At 74.5% G+C, this 21,444-nt stretch carries 19 protein-coding genes and 1 riboswitch; of the genes, 5 read left to right on the top strand and 14 right to left on the bottom strand.

The annotated features are described in order from the left end of the window. Positions 1-48: 48 nt before the first annotated feature. The 4 genes from BM048_RS14275 to BM048_RS14260 form a co-directional block, all read right to left on the bottom strand. The gene (locus tag BM048_RS14275; RefSeq protein WP_090034072.1) at positions 49-540 is read right to left on the bottom strand and encodes a VOC family protein; all 492 of its coding nucleotides are present in this window, start codon (positions 538-540) and stop codon (positions 49-51) included. A 142-nt stretch (positions 541-682) separates the two neighbouring features. Further along, a complete protein-coding gene (locus BM048_RS14270; protein WP_090034070.1) occupies positions 683-1,564 on the bottom strand; it encodes a bifunctional methylenetetrahydrofolate dehydrogenase/methenyltetrahydrofolate cyclohydrolase in 882 nt (293 codons plus the stop codon). A gap of 12 nt (positions 1,565-1,576) precedes the next feature. Continuing rightward, complete coding sequence (glyA, locus tag BM048_RS14265; RefSeq protein WP_090034068.1) at positions 1,577-2,875, bottom strand: serine hydroxymethyltransferase; 1,299 nt, start codon at positions 2,873-2,875, stop codon at positions 1,577-1,579. A 118-nt stretch (positions 2,876-2,993) separates the two neighbouring features. Further along, a riboswitch (ZMP/ZTP riboswitch) is annotated at positions 2,994-3,080 on the bottom strand. Positions 3,081-3,115: 35 nt separating this feature from the next. Beyond that, positions 3,116-3,625: a GNAT family N-acetyltransferase gene (locus BM048_RS14260; RefSeq protein WP_090034067.1), complete on the bottom strand. Its 510-nt coding sequence runs from the start codon at positions 3,623-3,625 to the stop codon at positions 3,116-3,118. A gap of 48 nt (positions 3,626-3,673) precedes the next feature. Here BM048_RS14260 and purU point away from each other — a divergent pair, with 48 nt between their 5' ends. Both purU and BM048_RS14250 read left to right on the top strand, forming a co-directional pair. Beyond that, positions 3,674-4,576, top strand: a complete 903-nt coding sequence (gene purU / locus BM048_RS14255) for a formyltetrahydrofolate deformylase (RefSeq protein WP_090034066.1) — start codon at positions 3,674-3,676, stop codon at positions 4,574-4,576. 208 nt (positions 4,577-4,784) lie between these two features. Next, positions 4,785-5,549 (top strand): DMT family transporter, encoded by a 765-nt coding sequence (locus tag BM048_RS14250; protein WP_239079024.1) that lies wholly within the window; start codon positions 4,785-4,787, stop codon positions 5,547-5,549. Positions 5,550-5,983: 434 nt separating this feature from the next. Here BM048_RS14250 and BM048_RS14245 read toward each other — a convergent pair whose 3' ends face one another. The 7 genes from BM048_RS14245 to BM048_RS14215 form a co-directional block, all read right to left on the bottom strand. Further along, the gene (locus BM048_RS14245; protein WP_244890640.1) at positions 5,984-6,955 is read right to left on the bottom strand and encodes an HAD family hydrolase; all 972 of its coding nucleotides are present in this window, start codon (positions 6,953-6,955) and stop codon (positions 5,984-5,986) included. 40 nt (positions 6,956-6,995) lie between these two features. Beyond that, positions 6,996-7,778, bottom strand: a complete 783-nt coding sequence (locus BM048_RS14240) for an ATP-binding cassette domain-containing protein (RefSeq protein ID WP_090034064.1) — start codon at positions 7,776-7,778, stop codon at positions 6,996-6,998. A gap of 154 nt (positions 7,779-7,932) precedes the next feature. Continuing rightward, complete coding sequence (locus tag BM048_RS14235) at positions 7,933-9,126, bottom strand: ROK family transcriptional regulator (RefSeq protein ID WP_090034063.1); 1,194 nt, start codon at positions 9,124-9,126, stop codon at positions 7,933-7,935. A gap of 147 nt (positions 9,127-9,273) precedes the next feature. Beyond that, positions 9,274-10,500: a multiple monosaccharide ABC transporter permease gene (gene mmsB / locus BM048_RS14230; protein ID WP_090034062.1), complete on the bottom strand. Its 1,227-nt coding sequence runs from the start codon at positions 10,498-10,500 to the stop codon at positions 9,274-9,276. After that, positions 10,500-12,038 carry a multiple monosaccharide ABC transporter ATP-binding protein gene (gene mmsA, locus BM048_RS14225; protein ID WP_090034060.1) on the bottom strand — a complete coding sequence of 513 codons (1,539 nt, stop codon included), beginning with the start codon at positions 12,036-12,038 and terminating at the stop codon, positions 10,500-10,502. The genes mmsB and mmsA overlap by 1 nt, the downstream gene beginning before the upstream one ends. A gap of 117 nt (positions 12,039-12,155) precedes the next feature. After that, on the bottom strand, positions 12,156-13,325 hold the full coding sequence (chvE, locus tag BM048_RS14220; protein WP_090034058.1) for a multiple monosaccharide ABC transporter substrate-binding protein: 1,170 nt from the start codon (positions 13,323-13,325) through the stop codon (positions 12,156-12,158). A gap of 456 nt (positions 13,326-13,781) precedes the next feature. Continuing rightward, the gene (locus BM048_RS14215; RefSeq protein WP_090034056.1) at positions 13,782-14,999 is read right to left on the bottom strand and encodes an NADP-dependent isocitrate dehydrogenase; all 1,218 of its coding nucleotides are present in this window, start codon (positions 14,997-14,999) and stop codon (positions 13,782-13,784) included. A 238-nt stretch (positions 15,000-15,237) separates the two neighbouring features. Here BM048_RS14215 and BM048_RS14210 point away from each other — a divergent pair, with 238 nt between their 5' ends. Then, complete coding sequence (locus BM048_RS14210) at positions 15,238-16,233, top strand: aquaporin (RefSeq protein ID WP_090034054.1); 996 nt, start codon at positions 15,238-15,240, stop codon at positions 16,231-16,233. Between the two features lie 76 nt (positions 16,234-16,309). Here BM048_RS14210 and BM048_RS14205 read toward each other — a convergent pair whose 3' ends face one another. Further along, positions 16,310-16,732, bottom strand: coding sequence for a DUF3017 domain-containing protein (locus BM048_RS14205; protein ID WP_139224463.1), 423 nt, complete (start codon positions 16,730-16,732; stop codon positions 16,310-16,312). 58 nt (positions 16,733-16,790) lie between these two features. Here BM048_RS14205 and BM048_RS14200 point away from each other — a divergent pair, with 58 nt between their 5' ends. Next, positions 16,791-18,197 carry an FAD-dependent oxidoreductase gene (locus tag BM048_RS14200; protein WP_239078998.1) on the top strand — a complete coding sequence of 469 codons (1,407 nt, stop codon included), beginning with the start codon at positions 16,791-16,793 and terminating at the stop codon, positions 18,195-18,197. 28 nt (positions 18,198-18,225) lie between these two features. On the opposite strand, the gene purH is transcribed toward BM048_RS14200, so the two are convergent. Together purH and purN are read right to left on the bottom strand one after the other, a co-directional pair. Further along, a complete protein-coding gene (purH, locus tag BM048_RS14195; protein WP_090034052.1) occupies positions 18,226-19,857 on the bottom strand; it encodes a bifunctional phosphoribosylaminoimidazolecarboxamide formyltransferase/IMP cyclohydrolase in 1,632 nt (543 codons plus the stop codon). Positions 19,858-20,005: 148 nt separating this feature from the next. Then, entirely contained in the window at positions 20,006-20,662 is a 657-nt protein-coding gene (gene purN / locus BM048_RS14190; protein ID WP_090034050.1) for a phosphoribosylglycinamide formyltransferase, read from the bottom strand. Positions 20,663-20,737: 75 nt separating this feature from the next. Between purN and BM048_RS14185 the strand changes: the two genes are divergently transcribed. Continuing rightward, a complete protein-coding gene (locus BM048_RS14185) occupies positions 20,738-21,436 on the top strand; it encodes a hypothetical protein (protein WP_090034049.1) in 699 nt (232 codons plus the stop codon). Positions 21,437-21,444 lie beyond the last annotated feature (8 nt).

Below are 21,444 nucleotides of genomic sequence, written 5' to 3'. Positions count from 1 at the left end.
CATCCTGCCGCAGGGCACCGACACGACCCCGCGACGTCCGGGCCCGGCTCAGACGGTGGCCGTCTCCCCGCGGTACGCCGCCCACAGGGCCGCGACGTCCAGCTTGCGCATGCCGAACATCGCCCCCATCGCCCGCCGGGTGCCCTCGGGGTCGTCGCCCGCGAGCACCTCCTCCATGCCGCGCGGGACGACCTGCCACCACACGCCGAAGCGGTCCTGGCACCAGCCGCACTGGCCCTCGGTACCGCCGTCGGCGGTCAGCGCGGCCCAGTAGTGGTCGACCTCCGCCTGGTCCGCGCAGTCGACGACGAGGCTGAACGCGTCCGTCTGCGGGTGGCCCGGCCCGCCGTTGAGGAAGGTGACCGGCATGCCGTCGAGCTCGAGCTCGACGACGAACGCCGCGCCGGCCTCGACACCCGGCACGCCCTCCGGCGCGCGGTTGACGTGCGTGATCCTCGACCCGGGGATCGTCGCGGCGTAGAACGTCGCGGCCTCCTCGGCCTCGTGGTCGAACCACAGGTGCGGACGGACCTTGCCCATGGCGGGCTCCCCTCGTCGTCGGGACGCCCCGTGCGTCCCGTCCTGGTGGGGCAGACCGCGGGCGGGGCACGGACTCATCGCCCGCTCATCGCCCGCTCATCGCCCGCTCATCGCCCGCTCATCGCCCACGCCCCGCCCGTCGTCAGCGCGCCGCGCGCTCCGCGGTCTCGACGACGTTGCGCAGCAGCATCGCGCGGGTCATCGGGCCCACGCCGCCGGGGTTGGGCGAGACCCAGCCCGCGACCTCGCGCACGCCCGGCTCGACGTCCCCGACGACCCGGCTCTTCCCGGTCCCGGGATCGGTCGCGCGCGACACGCCCACGTCGACGACCACCGCCCCCGGCTTCACCATGTCCGCGGTGACGATGCCCGGCACGCCCGCCGCCGCGACGACCACGTCGGCCCGGCGCGTGAGCCCCGCCAGGTCCCGCGTGCCGGTGTGCGTCAGCGTCACGGTGGCGTTGACCGCCCGGCGGGTCAGCAGCAGCCCGATCGAGCGCCCCACGGTGACCCCCCGCCCGACCACGACGACCTCGGCCCCGCGCCAGGAGATCCCGTGCCGCTCGACGAGCTCGACGATGCCGTGCGGCGTGCAGGGCAGCGGTGAGTCGAGGTCCTCGGCCACGCGCAGGACGAGCCGGCCGAGGTTCGTCGGGTGGAGCCCGTCCGCGTCCTTGGCGGGGTCGACGAGCTCGATGACGCGCTGGGTGTCGATCCCCGCGGGCAGCGGGAGCTGGACGATGAACCCGGTGCAGGCCGGGTCCTCGTTCAGGCGCCGCACCGCGGCCTCGATGTCCTCCTGCGTGGCGTCGGCCGGCAGGTCCTCGCGCAGCGAGGCGATGCCGACCTCCGCGCAGTCCTTGTGCTTGCCGGCGACGTACCAGCGCGAGCCGGGGTCGTCGCCCACGAGCAGGGTGCCCAGGCCGGGCACGACCCCCCGCGCCGCGAGCGCGGCGACCCGCTCCGTGAGCTCCGCCTTGATCGCCGCGGCCGTGGCCGTGCCGTCCAGCAGCTGTGCCGTCATGGCGCCGCCCGCTCAGTACTGGCGCAGGCCGGCGTACAGCGGGTACTGCTCCGCCAGCCGGGCCGTGCGGGCCTTGAGCGCGTCGACGTCGGCCCCCGCGCCCTGGGTCAGCGCCGTGGCGATGACGTCGGCGACGTCGGCGAAAGCCGTGGCGTCGAAGCCGCGGGTGGCCAGTGCCGGCGTGCCGATGCGCAGGCCGGAGGTGACGCGCGGGGGGCGCGGGTCGAACGGCACGGCGTTGCGGTTCACGGTGATGCCCACGGCGTGGAGGAGGTCCTCCGCCTGCTGGCCGTCCAGCTCGGAGTGCCGCAGGTCGACGAGGACGAGGTGCACGTCCGTGCCGCCGGTGAGGACCGAGACGCCGGCCTGCGCCACCTCGGGGGCGGTCAGGCGCTCGGCGATGATCCGCGCGCCCTCGAGCGTGCGCTCCTGGCGGTCGCGGAACGCCTCGCTGCCGGCGATCTTGAACGCCACGGCCTTGGCGGCGATGACGTGCATGAGCGGGCCGCCCTGCTGGCCGGGGAAGACCGCGGAGTCGAGCTTCTTCGCGTGCTCCTCGCGCGAGAGGATGAAGCCCGAGCGCGGGCCGCCGATCGTCTTGTGCACCGTGGAGGACACGACGTCCGCGTGCGGCACGGGCGAGGGGTGCAGCCCGGCGGCGACGAGGCCGGCGAAGTGCGCCATGTCGACCCAGAGCTTGGCGCCCACCTCGTCGGCGATGGAGCGGAACGCCGCGAAGTCGAGCTGGCGGGGGTACGCGGACCAGCCGCCGATGATGACGTCGGGGCGGTGCTCGAGCGCCGCCTCGCGGACCTTGTCCATGTCGACGAGGAACGTGTCCGGGTCCACGCCGTAGGAGGCGACGTCGTAGAGCCGGCCCGAGAAGTTGATCTTCATGCCGTGCGTGAGGTGGCCGCCGTGGGCCAGCTCGAGGCCGAGGATCTTGTCCCCTGCGCGGATGAGCGCGTGCAGGACCGCGGCGTTGGCGGTGGCGCCGGAGTGCGGCTGGACGTTGGCGTGCTCGGCGCCGAACAGCGCCTTCGCGCGGTCGATCGCGATGGTCTCCGCGACGTCGACCTGCTCGCAGCCGCCGTAGTAGCGCCGGCCCGGGTAGCCCTCGGCGTACTTGTTGGTGAGGACCGACCCCTGCGCCTCGAGGACCGCGCGCGGGACGAAGTTCTCGCTGGCGATCATCTCGAGGGTGTCCTGCTGGCGGGCGAGCTCCCCGTCGAGGACGGCGGCGATCTCGGGGTCGACCTCGCCGATGCTCTGGTCGAGCAGCGACGGGCGGGTGATCTGGTCGGCGCTCATGGCTCTCCTGGCGGATCGTGACGGTCCCGGTGCGGTCCTCGGGGTGCCGCCGGCTCACGTCCGGCACCCCTCGCACACCGGTCGCGTCGGGGGACTGACTAGCTGACCGTGCGGGGTGACCGGGGGCCCAGGCGTCCGACCCGTGGTCTGCTGCAGCGTCGCTCCCCGGTGGTGACCCACCCGTGCGCCAGTCGCGACCCCGCCAGGGTACCGCGCCGGGCACCGGCGACGAGGGGTGTCTCAGGCGGGCTGGTCGGAGGGGGCGTCGGCGTCGTCCCCGACGATCTTGCGCAGGTAGGCGTAGGTGAGGTCACCCGCCGTACGGTCCTCCTGGCGCTCGTAGCCCTGGTTGGCGTACATCGCGATGTTGTGGACGGAGTCGCGGCCCGTGAAGACCCAGATCTCCTCGACGCCCTCGGACAGGTAGGGCACGACCGCGAGCAGCAGCTGCGTGCCCACGCCCTGGCCCTGCAGGTCCGGCGCGACCGCGAAGCGCCCGAGGGTGGCCTTCGTCCCCTCGACGAGGACCCGGATCGACCCGACGAGGCGGTGCCCGCGCCACGCCCCGAGCGTGATGACGCCGACCGCGCGCAGGTCCTCGCGCAGCTCGTCGAGCGTCTGCGTCAGCGGCGGGATGTTCGGGTCGCCGTAGACCTGGGCCTCCGTGACGAAGGCCGCACGGCGCAGGGTGAGCAGCTCCCCCGCGTCCTGGCCGCCGACGGGGCGGATGTCGAGTGCGTCCTCCGTCATGCGGCCATCGTGTCAGCCCCCGGGCGGGGCGCACTACTCTCGGCACCCGTGTCCCACCGATCGGATCAGCCCGCCACGTCCGCCCCCGGCGACGCGTCGGCCGGTGCCCCCACCCACTGGGTGCTGACGCTGTCGTGCCCCGACCGGCCCGGCATCGTGCACGCGGTCTCCGGGCTGCTCGCCGGGCTGGACGGCAACATCACGGAGTCCCAGCAGTTCGGCGACGCCGGCACCGGGCTGTTCTTCATGCGCGTCCAGGTCACCGCCGCCGCGCCCCGCGCCGAGCTCGAGTCCGGGCTGCGCGCGCTCGAGGGCGAGTTCGGCCTGGCGTGGACGCTGGACGTCGTCGGGCGGCCCGTGCGCACGCTCGTCATGGGGTCCACCGCGGCGCACTGCCTCAACGACCTGGCCTTCCGCCAGCGCTCGGAGGCCCTGCCGGTCGAGCTCGTCGCCGTGGTGTCCAACCACACCGTGCTCGAGCCGCTCGCGCAGTTCTACGGGATCGACTTCCACCACGTGCCCGTGACGGCGGCGACGCGGGCCGAGGCCGAGGCGCGGCTGCTCGCGCTGGTGGAGGAGCTGGACGTCGAGCTCGTCGTGCTCGCGCGGTACATGCAGATCCTGTCCGACGACCTGTGCCGGGCGCTGGCGGGCCGCGTCATCAACATCCACCACTCGTTCCTGCCGTCGTTCAAGGGCGCGAAGCCCTACCACCAGGCCCACGACCGCGGTGTGAAGCTCATCGGCGCCACCGCGCACTACGTCACCGGCGACCTCGACGAGGGGCCGATCATCGAGCAGGACGTCGAGCGCGTGGACCACACGCACGGCGTGGAGGCCCTCGTCGCGCTCGGGCAGGACGTCGAGCGCCGCGCGCTGGCCCGCGCGGTCCGCTGGCACGCCGAGCACCGCGTGCTCCTGGACGGGCACCGCACGATCGTCTTCCGGTGACCGGGTCGGCCCGGCCGGGAGGGCCACCGGCCACGTCGGCGGGCGCGTCGGCGGGAACGTCGGTGGGCAGCACCGCCGGCGGGTCGACGGGTGGTGGCCGCCGGGCGCAGGTCCTCGCCGTGGCGGCACTGGTGGGCGCCACGCTCTTCTGGGCCGGCAACTACGTCGTCGGCCCGACCGCCGTGGCAGCGACCGGCCGCTCAGCCTCGTGTGGCTGCGCTGGCTGCTGGCCCTGCCGCTGCTGGTGCTCGTCGCGCAGGTGCTGGAGCGGCCCGACTGGCGGGCCGTGGCGCGGGCGTGGCCGTGGGTGCTCGCGCTGGGTGCGACCGGGCTCGCGGGCTACACGCTGCTGCTCTACGCGGCGCTGCGGCTGACGACGCCGCTGGACGCCGCCATCGTCAACGCCGTCAACCCCGCGCTCATCGTGCTCGCGGCGGTGGCGCTGCTGGGCGAGCGGGTCACCGCGCGCGGCGTGCTCGGGGTCGCGGTGGCGTTCGTCGGCGTCGTCGTCGTGCTCACCGACGGCCGGCCGGCCGCCGCCCTGACCGGCGGCGTGAACGGCGGGGACCTGCTCATGCTGGGCGCGATCTCGACGTGGACCGCGTACACCGTCATCGGGCGGCGCGGGCCGCGGCTGCCGCCGGTCGCGTCCACGGCGGCACAGGCGCTGGTGGTCGTGGTCGGCCTGGCACCGGTCGTCGCGGTGGCCGGGCTGCGCCTGCCCGGCGACGCCGCCGGCATGTGGGCGCTGGTGTTCATCGTGCTGCTGCCGTCGGTGGGGTCGTACGTGCTGTGGAACACCGCGCTGCGGACGGTCCCGCCGTCGCGCGCCGGGGTGTACCTCAACCTCATCACCGTGTTCACCGCGGCAGCCACGGCGCTGCTCGGCCACCCGCTGTCGGCCGCGCAGCTCGTCGGCGGCGCGGTGGTCCTGGCGGGCATCGCCCTCACCACCACGGCCACCCCCCGCTGACCCTCCCCGCCCCGGCCCTGACGCGCTGACGCCCGACCCGGAGACGCGGATCGGGCCCCGGCCCGCCCTGGATCATGCCCGTCGGCCCTCCTCGCACCGGCGCGGGACCAGCGCGCGGCGGGTCGGTGCGGAGAGCCGAGAGGGACGCGGCGTGTCGTTCCCGACACGCCGCGTCCGCCCCGTGTTAACACTGCGCTCCGCACCGACCCGTAACCAGCCTCCCCTCCTGGGCGCCGCACCCGGCACAGCGCCGCCGCCGGCCGCCACTCCCCCGGCGCTCGCTGGTCCGCCGGTGCGGCAAAGGGCCTGGGCGCCCGCGTGTCGGCGGAGACACGCCGGTCCCGGGTTCACCGGCACAACGGATCGCCGCACCGACGGACCACCCCGCGGTGCTCGGCGGGCCGCCGACAGGGACGGCGGCGGTGCCGCGGGGGTCAGGGGTGGGGCAGGGCGAAGAGCTGCTCGAGGACGCGGGCGACACCGTCCTCGTCGCAGCCCGGGGCCGTGGCGTCCGCGGCGGCGACGACCGCGGGGTGTGCCCCGGACATCGCCCAGGACCGGCCCGCCCAGGTCAGCATCGGCACGTCGTTGGGCATGTCCCCGAAGGCGACGACGTCCGCCGCCACCACGCCGAGGTCCGCGCACAGCCGCGCCATCGCCGACGCCTTCGTCACGCCGGCGGCGCTGAGCTCGACCAGCGACGTCGTGGCGGACCGGGTCGCCGTCAGGCGGGTCCCGACGATCTCCTCCACCCGCCGCCAGAAGTCGTCCGGCGCCAGCGCCCAGTGCCGGGCCAGCAGCTTCACCACCGGGTCGGGACCGTCGGCGGCATCCGCGTCGAGCAGCGCCTCGAGCGGCGCGACCCGCAGCGCACCGCCCGCGCGTTCCGCCGGCGTCCCCGCCGCACCCGGCACCTCGGCGGGGAGGGTGCCGCGGCCACCGAAGCCCGGCTCGCGGGAGAAGCCGCTGACCCGCTCGAGCGCGAACGTCGTGCCCGGCACCCGGCGACGGACCTCCGCGACGCAGGCCCGCACCGCGTCGTCCGGCAGCGCCGCGACCTCCAGGACGCGGCCCTCGCGGGCGTCCCACGCCAGCGCACCGTTCGACACCAGCGCCACGCCGTGCGCGCCGACGTACCGCCACAGGTCGTCCATCCACCGCAGCGGCCGCCCGGTCACCATGACGACGCGCACGCCCCTCTCCTCCAGCGCCACCAGCGCGGCGGCCGTCCGGGGGCTGACCGTGCTGTCGCTGCGCAGGAGCGTGCCGTCGAGGTCGGTGGCGACGAGGCGCGGCCGCCCGCCCACCGACGAACGGGGTGCCGCGTCGACCACGGCACCGGGCACGGCACCGGGCACGGCACCGGGCACGGCACCGGGCACGGCACCGGGCACGGCACCGGGCACGGCACCGACCTCCGGCCCGGCGCCGCCCACGGTCACCGCCTCAGCCCCGCGCGCCGGCGTGGCTGGCCCCGGTGATCGCCGCGATGATCGACTCGTAGCTCGCCGACGCCGCGTCGAAGGTGCCGTTGTTGCGGCCGTGCCGCAGCACGACGATGCGGTCGGCGACGGCCCGCACGTCGTTCATGTTGTGGCTGATGAGCACGACGCCCAGGCCCAGGTCGCGCAGCCGTTCGATGTGCATGAGGACCTCCGCCGTCTGCACGACGGACAGGGCGGCGGTGGGCTCGTCGAGCACGACGAGGCGCGGCGAGCCGATGAGCGTCCGCGCGATCGCGACGGACTGCCGCTGCCCGGCCGAGAGCTGCGCCAGCGGCGTCCGCACGGACGGGATGCGCGCGTTGAGGGCGTCGAGGGTCGCGCGCGTCTGCGTCTCCATCTCCCCCTCGGCGAGCAGGCCGCCCGCCATCCGCTCCCGGCCGAGGAAGAGGTTGGCGGTGACGTCGAGGTTCTCGCACAGCGCGAGGTCCTGGAACACCGTGGCGATGCCGAGCGCGTGCGCGGCCGACGGCGTCGGGACCTGGACGGTCTCCCCGTCCAGCTCGACGAGACCCGCGTCCGGCGTGAGCACGCCCGCCACGACCTTGGCCAGCGTGGACTTGCCCGCGCCGTTGTCGCCGACGAGCGCGACGACCTCGTGCGCGTGCACCTCGAGGTCGACGGCGACGAGCGCCTCCACCGCCCCGAAGGACTTGCTCACCTGCCGCAGCGCCAGCAGCGGCGCCGGCGTCTGCCCTGCCGGCCGTGCCTGCGCGTCGCCGCTCATCGTCCCCTCACCCGCTCGCCGTCCTGCACGTCGTCGTGCTGCTCCTCGCGCACCCGCTCGTCCCCGTGCCCGTCCCCCTGCCCCTGCACGGGGGACGATCCTCGCCCCTGCCGTCGCGGGTCCGGTAGTCGGCGGCACCCGACGGGGTGACCGGTCACGCCGTCACCTCGCCCGCGGCGAGCACGTCGACGTCCTCGACGTGGCGGCTGACGTCCGTGGACTGCAGCACGAGCAGCAGCGCGCCCATGACCTCGGAGCGCGGCCCGAGCTGGGCCGGGACGACCTCGAGCGGCGCGATCTGGTTGAGCAGCACGCGCTGGCGGATGGCGTCCCGCATGGGTCCGATGAGGACCTCCCCCGTCTCGGCGAGCTCACCGCCCACGACGATGCACTGCGGGTTGACGGCCATCGCGAGGCTGGCGACGACGTAGCCGATCGTCGCCCCGGCGTCCGCGACGACGCGCGTGCATCCGGGGTCGCCCTGGACGGTGCGGGCGATGACGTCGCGCAGCGTGAGACTGCCGTGGCTGCCGCGCAGGGGCTCGATGAGCGCGCGCGCCCCGACGACCGTGTCCAGGCACCCGCGGCTGCCGCACAGGCAGATGTTGCCGGCGGGGTCCACCTGGACGTGCCCGATCTCCCCCGCGGTGCCGGCGAACCCGCGGTGGACGGTGGCGCCGAGGACGATGCCGGCACCCGTGCCGTAGGAGGCCCGGACGTAGACCGCGTCGTGGTAGTCCCGGGAGGCGCCGAGCCGGCTCTCGGCCAGCGCGCCGAGGTTGGCGTCGTTCTCGACGAACACGGGCCGCGACAGGCGCTTGGACATGACGTGGGCGATGTGCACCTCGTCCCAGCCGCGCATGATGCCGCGCACCGAGATCATCCCCGTGGCCACGTCGATGGGCGCCGGCAGGCCGATGCCGATGCCGACGACGTCCTCCAGCCCCGAGCCGACGCGCTCGAGCAGGTCGATGATGAGCAGCGCCGCCCGGTCCAGCGTCGTGTCGACGCGGTGCTCGTGCGGCAGCGGGAGCACCTGCTCGACGAGCACCTCGTGCGAGGAGTCCGACAGCGCGATCCGCATGTGCCGGTCGCCGATGTGCAGCCCCGCCGCCAGCCCGACGCGACGGGCCAGGGTGACGAGCTGCGCCCGGCGGCCGGAGCGCGTCGTCGTGCGGACCTCGACGACGTCCGCCGCGAGCAGCTCCTTGACGATCGTCGACACCGTGGCCGCCGACAGGCGCGTCGCCCCGGCGAGCTCCACCTGAGTCAGCCCGCCGTACCGGCGGATGGCCTCGACGATGAGCGCCCGGTTGGCCCCGCGCAGGGAGGACTGGGAGCCGGACACGGTCGACCCCCTCCTCACGGGTGCAGACGTTAACGGGTGGTGCGCGACGGGTGGTGCGCGACGGCCGGCCGCCCGCGGGTGCGGACGGCCGGCCGTGGCGAGGTGCCGGTCGAGGTGCCGGTCGGGACGACGAGGCGGTGCCGGCGGTCAGCGCCCGGCGGACGCCCGACGCTTGTTGTAGATGTCGTAGGCGACGGCCAGGAGCAGGACGAGGCCCTTGACCACGGACTGCCACGACTGGTTGACGCCCATGAGCGACATGCCGTTGCTCATGACGGCCATGATGAGACCGCCGACCATGGCCCCGCCGACGCGGCCGATGCCGCCGGAGACCGAGGCGCCACCGATGAAGCAGGCGGCGATGGCGTCGAGCTCGAACATCTGGCCGGCGGCGGGCTGGGCACCGTTGGACCGCGACGAGAACACCACGCCGGCCAGCGCCGCGAGGAAGCCCATGTTGACGAAGATCCAGAAGTTGACCCGCTTGACCTTCACGCCGGACAGCTGCGCCGCCGCGAGGTTGCCGCCGATGGCGTAGACGTGCCGGCCGAAGACGGTCCGGGTCGTCACGACCGAGTAGGCGATGATGAGGACCGCCAGGATGATGAGCACGATCGGCAGGCCGCGCTCGTGCGCCAGCTGCCAGGCGAACCACATGACCACCGCCGCCACGGCGAGGATCTTCACGACGAAGAGCGGCATCGCCTCGACGGTCTGCTGGTAGCGGATCCGGCCCTGGCGGGCGCGCAGCTGGCTGTACGCGTACCCGACCACCGCGATGGCCGCGATGATGAGCGTGAACGCGTCGAACCCGTTGCCGCCGAGCAGCCCGTTGAGGAACCCGCCGGCCACGTTGGTGTACGGCTGGCCGAACGGCGACAGCGAGATGTTGTCGAGCACGATGAGCGTGAGCCCGCGGAACAGGAGCATCCCGGCGAGCGTGACGATGAACGCGGGGACCCCGACGTAGGCCACCCAGAACCCCTGCCAGGCGCCGATGGCGAGGCCCACCGCGAGGGCGGCGACCGCGCCGACCCACCAGGGCCGGCCGTCCTGGATCACCAGGATCGCCGCGATGGCCCCCGTGAGCGCCACCACCGACCCGACGGACAGGTCGATGTGCCCGGCGACGATGACGATGACCATGCCGATGGCCAGGATGAGGATGTACGAGTACTGGAGGACCAGGCTCGTGACGTTGCGGGGGCTCAGCGAGAGCCCGCCGGTGAGGACCGCGAACAGCGCGACGATCGCGACGAACGCGATGTAGATGCCGCTCGTGCGCATGTTGCGCGTGACGAGCTCCTTCAGGCCCGCGACGGGGGAGGGCTGCTGCGGCCCCTTCGTCTGCTGGGGCGTGGCGACGGCGGTCATCAGACCTGCTCCCTCTCCTTGGTCATGAGCGCCATGAGGCTCTCCTGGGTGGCCTGCTCCTTGGGGAGCTGGCCGGTGATGCGGCCGGCCGACAGCGTGTAGATCCGGTCGCAGATGCCCAAGAGCTCGGGCAGCTCCGACGAGATGACGATCACGGCCTTCCCCGCGTCGGCGAGGCGGTTGATGATCGTGTAGATCTCGTACTTGGCGCCGACGTCGATGCCGCGCGTGGGCTCGTCGAGGATCAGGACCTCGGGGTCCGTGTGGATCCACTTCGACAGGACGACCTTCTGCTGGTTGCCGCCCGAGAGCTTGCCGACCTGCGCGAGGACGTTCGGCGTGCGGATGTTCATGTCGCGGCGGTACTCCTCCGCGACCTTGATCTCCTCGTTGCCGTTGACGAAGCCCGCCCCGGACGCGAACTTGCGCAGGCTGGCCGCCGCGATGTTCGTCTTGATGTCCTGGATGAGGTTGAGGCCGTAGTGCTTGCGGTCCTCGGTGGTGTACGCCAGGCCGTGCGCGATGGCCTCGCTGACCGTGCGCGTCTGGATCTCCTTGCCGTGCAGGAAGACCTTCCCGCTGATCCGCGAGCCGTACGACCGGCCGAAGATGCTCATCGCGAGCTCGGTGCGGCCCGCGCCCATGAGGCCGGCGATCCCGACGATCTCCCCCGCCTTCACCTCGAGGTTCGCCCGGTCGACGATGACGCGCTCGGGCTGCGTGGGGTGGTGGACGGTCCAGTCCTCGATCCGCAGGATCTCCGCCCCGACCTTCGAGACGTGCTCGGGGTAGCGGTGCTCGAGGTCGCGGCCGACCATGAGGCTGATGATCCGGTCCTGCGTGACCTCGTCGGCGACCATGTCGAGCGTCTTGATCGACTGGCCGTCGCGGATGATCGTCGTGGAGTCCGCGATCTCGGCGATCTCGTTGAGCTTGTGGGAGATGATGATCGACGTGACGCCCTGCTCCTTGAGGTGGCGCAGGAGGCCGAGCAGGTGCTCGGAGTCGTCGTCGTTGAGGGCGGCCGTCGGCTCGTCGAGGATGAGGAGCCGGACCTCCTTCGACAGGGCCTTGGCGATCTCGATGAGCTGCTGCTTGCCGACGCCGAGCTGGCCGACCGGCGTCGTGGGGTTCTCGTCGAGGCCCACCCGCGCGAGCAGCTTGGCAGCCTCCGCGTTCGTGTGGTTCCAGTCGATGAACGCACCGCGGCGCTGCTCGTTGCCGAGGAAGATGTTCTCCGCCACCGAGAGGTACGGCACGAGGGCCAGCTCCTGGTGGATGATGACGATGCCCTTCTCCTCCGAGTCGTTGATGGAGGAGAACCGCATCTCCTCGCCCTCGAAGAGGATGGTGCCGTCGTAGGTGCCGTGCGGGTAGACCCCCGACAGCACCTTCATGAGGGTCGACTTGCCGGCCCCGTTCTCGCCGCAGATCGCGTGGATCTCCCCGCGCTGCACGCTCAGCGTGACGTCCTGCAGCGCCTTCACCCCGGGGAACGTCTTGGTGATGGACTGCATCTGAAGAATCGGGCTCGCCATGCGGCCTCGACCCCCTTCGTCTGGGGCACGGCCCGCCCGGGCCGGCCGGCCGGCGCCCCTGGGGGACGCCGGTCCGGCCGGCCGCGGCCGTGCGGTGGGTGGGTCGGTCGGGAAGGGTCAGGAGGCCTGACCGGCCTCGACCTCCTCGGCGGTCCAGTAGCCCGAGTCGACGAGCAGGGACTGGATGTTGTCGGCGTAGACGATGTCCGACTCGAGCAGGTACGACGGGACGACCTTCACGCCGTTGTCGTAGGTCTCGGTGTCGTTCGCCTCGGGCTCCTCACCCGCGAGGAACGCCTCGGCCGAGGTGACGGCCTGCTCGGCGAGCTTGCGGGTGTCCTTGAAGATCGTCGCGAACTGCGTGCCGTCCGCGATGAGCTTGACGGAGGCGATCTCGGCGTCCTGGCCGGTGACGGGCGGCAGGCCCTCGGCGATGGTGGTGCCGTAGCCCGCGTTGGTCAGCGCGGTGATGATGCCGCGGGACAGGCCGTCGTAGGGCGAGAGCACGCCCTGGACCTTGGAGCCGTCGGAGTACGAGGAGGTCAGCAGGTCCTCCATGCGCTTCTGCGCGGTCTCCTGCTGCCAGCGCAGCGTCGCGGCCTGCTCGATGTCCGTCTGGCCGGACTTGACGACCAGCGTGCCGGCGTCGAGGTACGGCTGCAGCGTGTCCATCGCGCCCTTCCAGAAGAAGTGCGCGTTGTTGTCGTCCAGCGAGCCCGCGAAGAGCTCGACGTTGAACGGGCCGGCGGGCGCGTCCGGGTTGTCGGAGCCGTCCGGGTTCAGGAGGCCGAGGCCCACGAGGAGCGACGTGGCCTGCTGCACGCCGACGTTCTCGTTGTCGAACGTCACGTAGAAGTCGACGTTCTCCGTGCCGTTGATGAGGCGGTCGTAGGCGATGACCGGGATGCCCGCGTCGGCCGCCGCCTGCAGCTGGCTCGACAGCGCCGTGCCGTCGATGGAGGCGACGATGAGGAGCTCGGCGCCCTTGGTGATCATCTGGTCGATCTGCTGCTGCTGCGTGGGGATGTCGTCCGCGGCGTACTGCAGGTCGACCTCGTAGCCGGCCTCCTCGAGCTGGGACTTGACGGCGTCGCCGTCGTTGATCCAGCGCTCCGAGGTCTCGGTCGGCATCGCGACGCCGACGAGGCCACCCTCGGCACCGCCGCCGCCACCGCCGCCGGCACCGGCGGTCTCGTCCGTGCCCGCACCGGCGCCACCGCCGGCGCACGCGGTCAGGCCCAGCGCGAGGACCGCGCCCGCTGCCGCAAATCCGAACCGACGTCGCATGATGTTGCTCCTTCTCATCCTCGAGAACGGGGACCCCGCACGGGCCTGTCCCCCGGAGAGCGTTCCTGTGGACCGGGGTCCGTCCCCCGCAGGCCTGCTCACCCACCGTCCGGTCGACGACCGCGTCTCCGGTGCGGGTCAACTGTCGCTGGCTTCGAGACCCGAAGTCAAGCCACGAACGGGTAGCGGTCATCACGAAACGATCACGGTCCCGTCACGGTGCCTGGGCCCGAAGGGGGGCGTGCTCGCGTGGCGCCGGTCACAGAACGGACGGCACCGGTGCGATTCGGGCAGCGCTGCCTTCAGCGGGTGAACGCAACAGCCGTCCTGTCGCCGGGGAGGTGGTCTCCGGCCGTGACCTCCGTGTCCCCCGTCCGGCGGACACGGCGGAGCCCCCGACCGCGGGCGGTCGGGGGCTCCGGGACGAGGGGCCGGCGCGCGGGGCGCCGGGCTGCGTCAGGCCAGGCGCGCGGCGAGGTTCTCGTCGAGGGCTGCGAGGAAGTCCTCCGTCGTCAGCCAGGCCTGGTCCGGCCCGACGAGGGAGGCGAGGTCCTTCGTCATCTTGCCGCTCTCGACCGTCTCGACGACGACCTGCTCGAGGGTCTCCGCGAACTGCGTGACCTCCGGAGTGCCGTCGAGCTTGCCGCGGTGCTTGAGGCCGCCGGTCCAGGCGAAGATCGACGCGATCGGGTTCGTCGACGTGGGCTTGCCCTGCTGGTGCTGGCGGTAGTGACGCGTGACCGTGCCGTGCGCGGCCTCCGCCTCCACGGTCTTCCCGTCGGGAGTCATGAGGACCGACGTCATGAGGCCGAGCGAGCCGAAGCCCTGCGCGACGGTGTCGGACTGCACGTCGCCGTCGTAGTTCTTGCAGGCCCAGACGTAGCCGCCCTCCCACTTCATGGCGGCGGCCACCATGTCGTCGATGAGGCGGTGCTCGTAGGTCAGGCCCGCGGCGTCGAAGTCGGCCTTGAACTCGGCGTCGAACACCTCGGCGAAGATGTCCTTGAACGCCCCGTCGTAGGCCTTGAGGATCGTGTTCTTCGTCGAGAGGTAGACCGGGTAGCCACGCTGCAGGCCGTAGGCGAACGAGGCGCGCGCGAAGTCGCGGATCGACTCGTTGAAGTTGTACATGCCCATGGCCACGCCGCCCGCCTCCGGGTACGTGACGACCTCCTGGTGGATCGGCTCGGAGCCGTCCGCCGGGGTGTAGGTCAGCGTCAGCGTGCCGGCGCCGGGGACCTTGAAGTTCGTCGCCTTGTACTGGTCGCCGTGGGCGTGGCGCCCGATGATGATCGGCTTGTTCCAGCCCGGCACCAGGCGCGGGATGTTCGAGATGATGATCGGCTCGCGGAAGACCACGCCGCCGAGGATGTTGCGGATCGTCCCGTTGGGCGAGACCCACATCTTCTTGAGGCCGAACTCCTCGACGCGCGCCTCGTCGGGCGTGATCGTGGCGCACTTGACGCCGACGCCGTGCTCCTTGATGGCGTGCGCCGCGTCGATCGTCACCTGGTCGTCGGTGGCGTCGCGGTTCTGGATCGACAGGTCGAAGTACCGCAGGTCGACGTCGAGGTACGGGTGGATGAGCCGGTCCTTGATGAACTGCCAGATGATGCGCGTCATCTCGTCACCGTCGAGCTCGACCACCGGGCCGACGACCTTGATCTTCGCCATGCGGGTCCCTATCTCCTGGGGGGTCTGGTTGGTCCGGTCGCTCCGGTGCACCGCAGGTGCTCGGCACCCGCGCGCGGCCACGTCCTCGCGGCGCACGCCGGTCCCCCGGACGGCTCCCAGGCTAGTCGACGTCGAGAGACCCGGGCCGCCCGTGCCCGCGTGACCCCGGCCGCACCCGTCGGGCACCCGTCGGGCACCCCTCGGGCACCCGGACGGGTGAGGCTGGCATGCTGGGCGCATGACCCAGCCCTCCGGCTCCCCCTCGCCGCGCCCCGACGACCGCGACCGCACCGGCGCCCCCTCGGGCGCGACCGCCGCGGGCGACGACCTCCTCGACCCCTACGGCGACGAGCCGACCGACGACGAGCTGGTCGACGGCGGCGTCGTCGTGCCCGCCGGCACGGTGGTCAGCACCGGCTCCGGCCTGCTGGCGCGCACGGGCGCCGAGGCCTTCGGCAGCTTCGTCCTCGTCCTGCTCGGCCTCGGCATCGGCCTCTACGCGTCCTTCGCGCACGCCGCCGGCAGCCTCGTCGTGGCGCTCGGGTTCGGCGTCGGCGCGCTCGCCGCGATCATCGCCGTCGGGCACGTCTCCGGCGGGCACTTCAACCCGGCGGTCACCCTCGGCGCGGCCGTGGCGGGGCGCACGCCCTGGAAGGACGTCCTGCCCTACTGGGTCGCCCAGGTCCTCGGCGCCGCCGTGGCCGCCATGGTCGTCTTCCTCACCATCCCGTCCGGCCTGCCCGGGCTCGTCGACCAGAGCGGCTCCGGGACGCCCCGCACCTTCTTCTCCTCCGTGGCCAACGGGTTCGGCGAGCACTCGCCGCTGAGCACGCTCAGCAACGGCCAGGTGACGTTCCCGCTGGCGATCGCGCTGCTCGTCGAGGCCGTCGCCACGGCGGTGTTCGTCGGCATCATCCTGGGCGCCACCGACCGCCGCGCCAACGCCGCGCACGTCCCGTTCGCCGTCGGCCTGTCCCTCACCGTGCTCCTGCTGCTCACGGGCCCGGTCACCAACGGCAGCCTCAACCCGGCGCGCTCCCTCGCCGCGGCGATCTTCTCCGAGGGCTGGGCGTTCGGGCAGCTGTGGCTGTTCGTCGTCGCCCCGCTCGTCGGCGCCGCGATCGCGGCGCTCGTGTACCGCGCGTTCGCCGCGCAGCCCGTCGAGGACCGCCTGTTCGAGGAGAAGGACGAGTACGTGACGACGGAGGACGTCCTCGTCGTCGAGGACCGCTGACCCCTCCCGCCCGACCGCTCGCGAGCCCCCGTCCGTCACGGACGGGGGCTCACGGCGTTCCGGGCGGCGTACCCGGTCAGCCCGGCTGCCCCGGCACCGTCGGCAGCGACCGGGCGAGCACCAGCAGCGCCACCGCGGCGACGAGGAGCACCCCCGCGTCGAAGCGCCGGGACCGCACGGAGACCGCCACCGGCTCCCGCGCGGCCGGCAGCAGGGCGCGCGCTGCACCGCCCGCCGCCGCGACCCCGGCCAGCACCTGGGCGCCGGCCGCCGTGCCGACGAGCACCGCCACCAGCACGGCGACGACGACACCGGCGCCCACCCACAGCAGCGACGGCCCGGCGGCGGCCTCCGCGGCGGCGCGCAGGGACGTGCGGCGCAGGTCGGGCACGGGCCGCCCGTCCCCGTCGAGAGGCACCTCCGCGTCGGACGAGCCGGCGTCCCCGGGGTCGGGGGCGCGCGGCCCGGGCGGGGGGCTCAGGGGGTGCGCCGGCGTCACGGGGCGATCCTGCCGCACGCCGGGCACCGGCCGCGGCACCCGGCTAGTCTCGCCGGTCGTGCCGTCCCGCCTGCCGCCGCCCGTGCCGCCCGCCGGCCCGGGAGGGCGGGTCGTCGTGGTCGGGGCGGGACTCGCGGGCCTGCGCACCGTGGCAGCCCTGCGCGAGCGCGGCTTCGACGGGCAGGTGCACGTGCTGGGCGGGGAGCCGTGGGCGCCGTACGACCGGCCGCCGCTGTCCAAGCACCTGCTCGACCGCCCCGAGCCCGCCTGGCTCGCCGACGAGCTGGGACACGACCTGCACGCCCTCGCCGACCGCGTCGACACCGGTCGTGCCGCCCGGGGGCTCCTCGTGGACCCCGACGGGGGCGTCGTCGTCCGGACCGACGCAGGTGACGCCCCCGCCGACGCGCTCGTCGTCGCCACCGGCTCGGTGGCGGTCCGTCCTCCGGGCTGGGAGTCGGCGCTGACGCTGCACACGCTCGACGACGCCCGCCGCCTCCGTGAGGCGCTCGGCCGGGGCGGCCCGCTCGTCGTCGTCGGGGCGGGGTGGATCGGCGCGGAGGTGGCCGGGGTCGCCGCCGCGGCCGGTCTCGAGGTGACCGTGATCGAGGCCGGGGCCGCGCCGGCGGCCGCGCTCGGTCCCGTCGTCGGCCCGTGGACGGCGCCCTGGTACGCCGCCGCCGGGGTGCGGCTGCTGCTGGGGTCGCCGGTCGTCGCCGTGCACGCCGGGGGCGTCGACCTCGCCGACGGCAGCACCGTGGCGGGCGCGACCGTGCTCGTCGCCGTCGGGGCGCGCCCGGCGACGGCGTGGATCGGCGACGCCCTGCCGCGGACCCCGCGCGGAGAGCTGCCCGTCGACGCCCACCACCGCGTGGTCGTCGGCGGCGTCCTGCCGGGCGACGGGCGCGCACCCGGTGGGGACACGCCCGGTCGTCAGGCGGCGCGAGGGGCGCCCGCCGTGTGGGCCGTCGGCGACGTCGCGCTCCGCCGGTCCGCGCGGCACGGGCTCGTGCCCGGCGGGCACTGGGACGCGGCCCTGCGCGGGCCGGACGTCGCGGCCGCCGCCGTCCTGGCGCACCTGACGGGCGACGACGACGCGCACCCGCCCGCCGAGGCGCCCGATCCCGTGCCGTACGTCTTCTCGACGCAGCTCGGCCACGAGCTCGCGCTGCTGGGTCAGCCGGGGCCGACGGACCGCGTGGTGCCGCGCGGCGACCCGGCGGGCGCCGACGGCTGGACGGCTCTGTACGTCGCCGCCGACGCCTCGCCCGGCGCCCCCGGCCCCGGCACGTCGGGCGTCCTCACCGGCGTCCTCACCGGCGTCCTCACCGGCGTCCTCACCGTCGACCGGCCGCGCGACGTGGCGGCGGCCCGACGCCTGCTCGGGGGCCGAGGCCTCCCCACGGTGGACCTCGCGGCGGCGGCCGACCCCGGCCGCCCCCTGCGGGACGCGCTGCTCGCCTGAGCGGCGCGTCCCGCAGGCGTCCGTGCCGTCAGTGCGCGAAGTGCCGCGTGCCCGTCAGGTACATCGTCACGCCGGCGGCGGCGGCCGCGGCGACGACCTCCTCGTCGCGCACGGAGCCGCCCGGCTGCACGATCGCCCGCACCCCGGCGTCGATCAGCACCTGCGCCCCGTCCGCGAAGGGGAAGAACGCGTCGGAGGCGGCCACGGCCCCGCGGGCGCGCTCGACGTCCCCCGTGTTCGCCCGCTCGACGGCCAGCCGGCAGGAGTCGACGCGGTTCACCTGGCCCATGCCGACGCCGACCGAGGCCCCGTCACGCGCCAGCAGGATCGCGTTGGACTTCACGGCACGCACCGCCCGCCAGGCGAAGACCAGGTCGGCGAGCGTCGACTCGTCGGCGGCCTCCCCCGTCGCCAGGGTCCACGACGCGGGGTCGTCGCCCGGCGCGTCGACGGCGTCGAGCCGCTGCACCAGCGCGCCGCCGGTGATGTGCCGCTGGTCGAGCGTCGTGTCCTCCGGGGGGGTCACGCGCAGCAGGCGGACGTTCTTCTTGCGCTGCAGCACCTCGAGGGCGGCGGGCTCGAAGTCCGGCGCGACGACGACCTCCGTGAAGACGGGGGCGATCTGCTCGGCAGCGGCGGCGGTCAGCGTGCGGTTCGTCGCGATGACGCCGCCGAACGCCGACACCGGGTCGCAGGCGTGCGCCTTGGCGTGCGCGTCGGCCACGTCCGCGCCCACGGCGATGCCGCAGGGGTTGGCGTGCTTGATGATCGCGACGGCCGGCGCGTCGTGGTCGTGGGCCGCGCGCCAGGCCGCGTCCGCGTCGACGTAGTTGTTGAAGCTCATCTCCTTGCCGTGCAGCACCTGCGCGCCGGCCAGGCCGCGGCCCGCGGCGCCGTTCTCGTCGAGGTACAGCGCGGCGGCCTGGTGCGGGTTCTCGCCGTAGCGCAGCACGTGACCACGCGTCCAGGTCTGCCCGGCGAAGGCGGGGAACGCCGTGCGCTCCGCGGTCTCGTCGGGCGCGTGCTCCGCGGCGAACCAGGACGCGACCGTCACGTCGTAGTCGGCGGTGTGGGCGAACGCCGCCGCGGCGAGCCGGCGCCGCTCCGCCAGCGTGAAGCCGCCGCCCTGCGCCGCGGCGGCGACCTGCGCGTAGCGCGCGGGCTCGACGACGACGGCCACCGACGGGTGGTTCTTGGCCGCCGCGCGCACCATCGACGGCCCGCCGATGTCGATGAGCTCGACGCACTCGTCGGCGGTGGCACCGGACGCCACGGTCGCCGCGAACGGGTACAGGTTGACGACGACGAGGTCGAACGGCGCCACGCCGAGCCCCTCGAGCTGCGCCAGGTGCTCCGGCCGCCGGGTGTCGGCGAGGATCCCCGCGTGCACGCGCGGGTGCAGCGTCTTGACCCGGCCGTCGAGGCACTCGGGGAAGCCCGTCACGTCCTCGACGCGGGTGACGGGCACGCCCGCCGCGGCGATGGTCCCGGCCGTGGAGCCCGTGGACACGAGCTCGACGCCGGCGGCGTGCAGCGCGCGGGCCAGGTCCTCCAGGCCCGTCTTGTCGTAGACGGAGACGAGCGCCCGGCGCAGCGGGCGGCGCGTGCTCGCAGCCGACGGGTCGGCGACGGCGGGCAGCGGGGGCAGGACGTGCGACATGGGACCTCCGGGTCGGACGCGGGTACCGCGGGACGGACCCGGGCACCCAGGCGTACGGTGCGCGGACATCGGCACAGCCGACCGCTCCCCGGTGGTCGCTTCCACCCCTCGCCCCTGCGGGCGGCGCCAGTCACGGTCGCCGACGATGCTACCCGCCGAGGCGGACCCGCCGGCCGTCCACGTGCATGCCCTCCCGCACGATGCGCCCCACGGTGGCCACCAGCTGCTCCCGCTCGGCGACCTTGATGCGCTCGTGCAGCGTCGCCTCGTCGTCGTCGTCGAGCACGGGGACCGCGACCTGGGCGACGACGGGGCCGGTGTCGACGCCGGCGTCGACCACGTGCAGCGTGCACCCGGTGACCCGCACGCCGTGGTGCAGCGCGTCGCGCACCGCGTGGGCGCCCGGGAACGCGGGCAGCAGCGCGGGGTGGCTGTTGACCGTCCGCCCGCCGAACCGCGCGAGGAAGCCCGCGCCGAGGATCCGCATGAACCCCGCGCTCACGACCAGGTCGGGGGTGAACACCGCGACGGCCTGCGCGAGCCCCTCGTCCCACGCGGCCCGGTCCGGGAAGTCGGCGGGGGCGACGACGGCCGTCGGGACCCCGGCGGCCCGGGCGTGGTCCAGGGCGCCGGCACCGGCCCGGTCCGTGACGACGCCGACGACGCGCGCGCCGAAGGCGGGGTCGTCGTGGGCCGCGAGCAGCGCCGCCAGCGTGCTCCCGCCGCCCGAGGCCAGGACGACCAGCCGCCCGGACGCGCGGCGCGGGGCCCGGGCGGGACCGGGCGGGGACGGTGCTGTGCTCACGACGCCGACCCTAGCGACCGTCCCCGCACCGGGCGCCGACCGTCCACCCCGTTCCGGCTGCGGGATGATGGGCCGGTGAGCAACCCCTACGCCCCGCCTGGACCGCGCAGCGCGCCGCCCGCGGGACGGCCGCCCGCGGCCGGTCCCGGCGGGGGTGGCGGCGCCGGTGGTGGTCAGGGTGGCGGTGACGACGGCGGGCAGGTCGGCGGGCAGGTCGGCGGGCAGGTCGGCGGGCAGGGTGACGGCCGCGGCGCGCGTCCGGCCGGCGGAGCCGCCGGACCGATCGTCGGACCGACCGCCGGGCACCACGGCGCGACGGCCCGGCCGACGGGGGCGCCGGGGCCGGCCCCGCAGGACCGCCGCCCGCCCGGCCCGGAGGAGCTCGAGCGCCACCGGCAGGTCGCCCGGCAGGTGCGGCGCGCCACGTTCATCTTCCTCGCGGGGCTGCTGGCCTCCATGGCGCCCCTGCCCTGGCCGGCGGTGGGCGTGCTCCTCGTGATCGCGAGCATCGTGCTCGCCGTGCGCGCCGCCCGAACCGGTCGGGCGCAGGGCGGCTCCGCCCGCTCGCCCTTCGCGACGAGCGCGGTGGTCCTCGTCGTCGTCGCCACGCTCTGGACGGTCGCCTCCTCCTCCACGCTCCTGCTGTGGCCGGTCCGCCAGCAGCTCCAGGACTGCCAGGAGCGCGCGGTCACCGTCACCGCGCAGCAGCGGTGCACCCAGGCCTACCAGGACCGGCTCGAGGAGATGGGCCTGCGCGGCACCCCGACCCCCTGACCCCGCGT

Origin of the sequence: Cellulomonas marina (assembly GCF_900111925.1) — a bacterium.
Classification (GTDB): domain Bacteria; phylum Actinomycetota; class Actinomycetes; order Actinomycetales; family Cellulomonadaceae; genus Cellulomonas; species Cellulomonas marina.
Note: the sequence above shows the minus strand (reverse complement) of the source record. Positions and strands in the feature narration are given on the sequence as shown.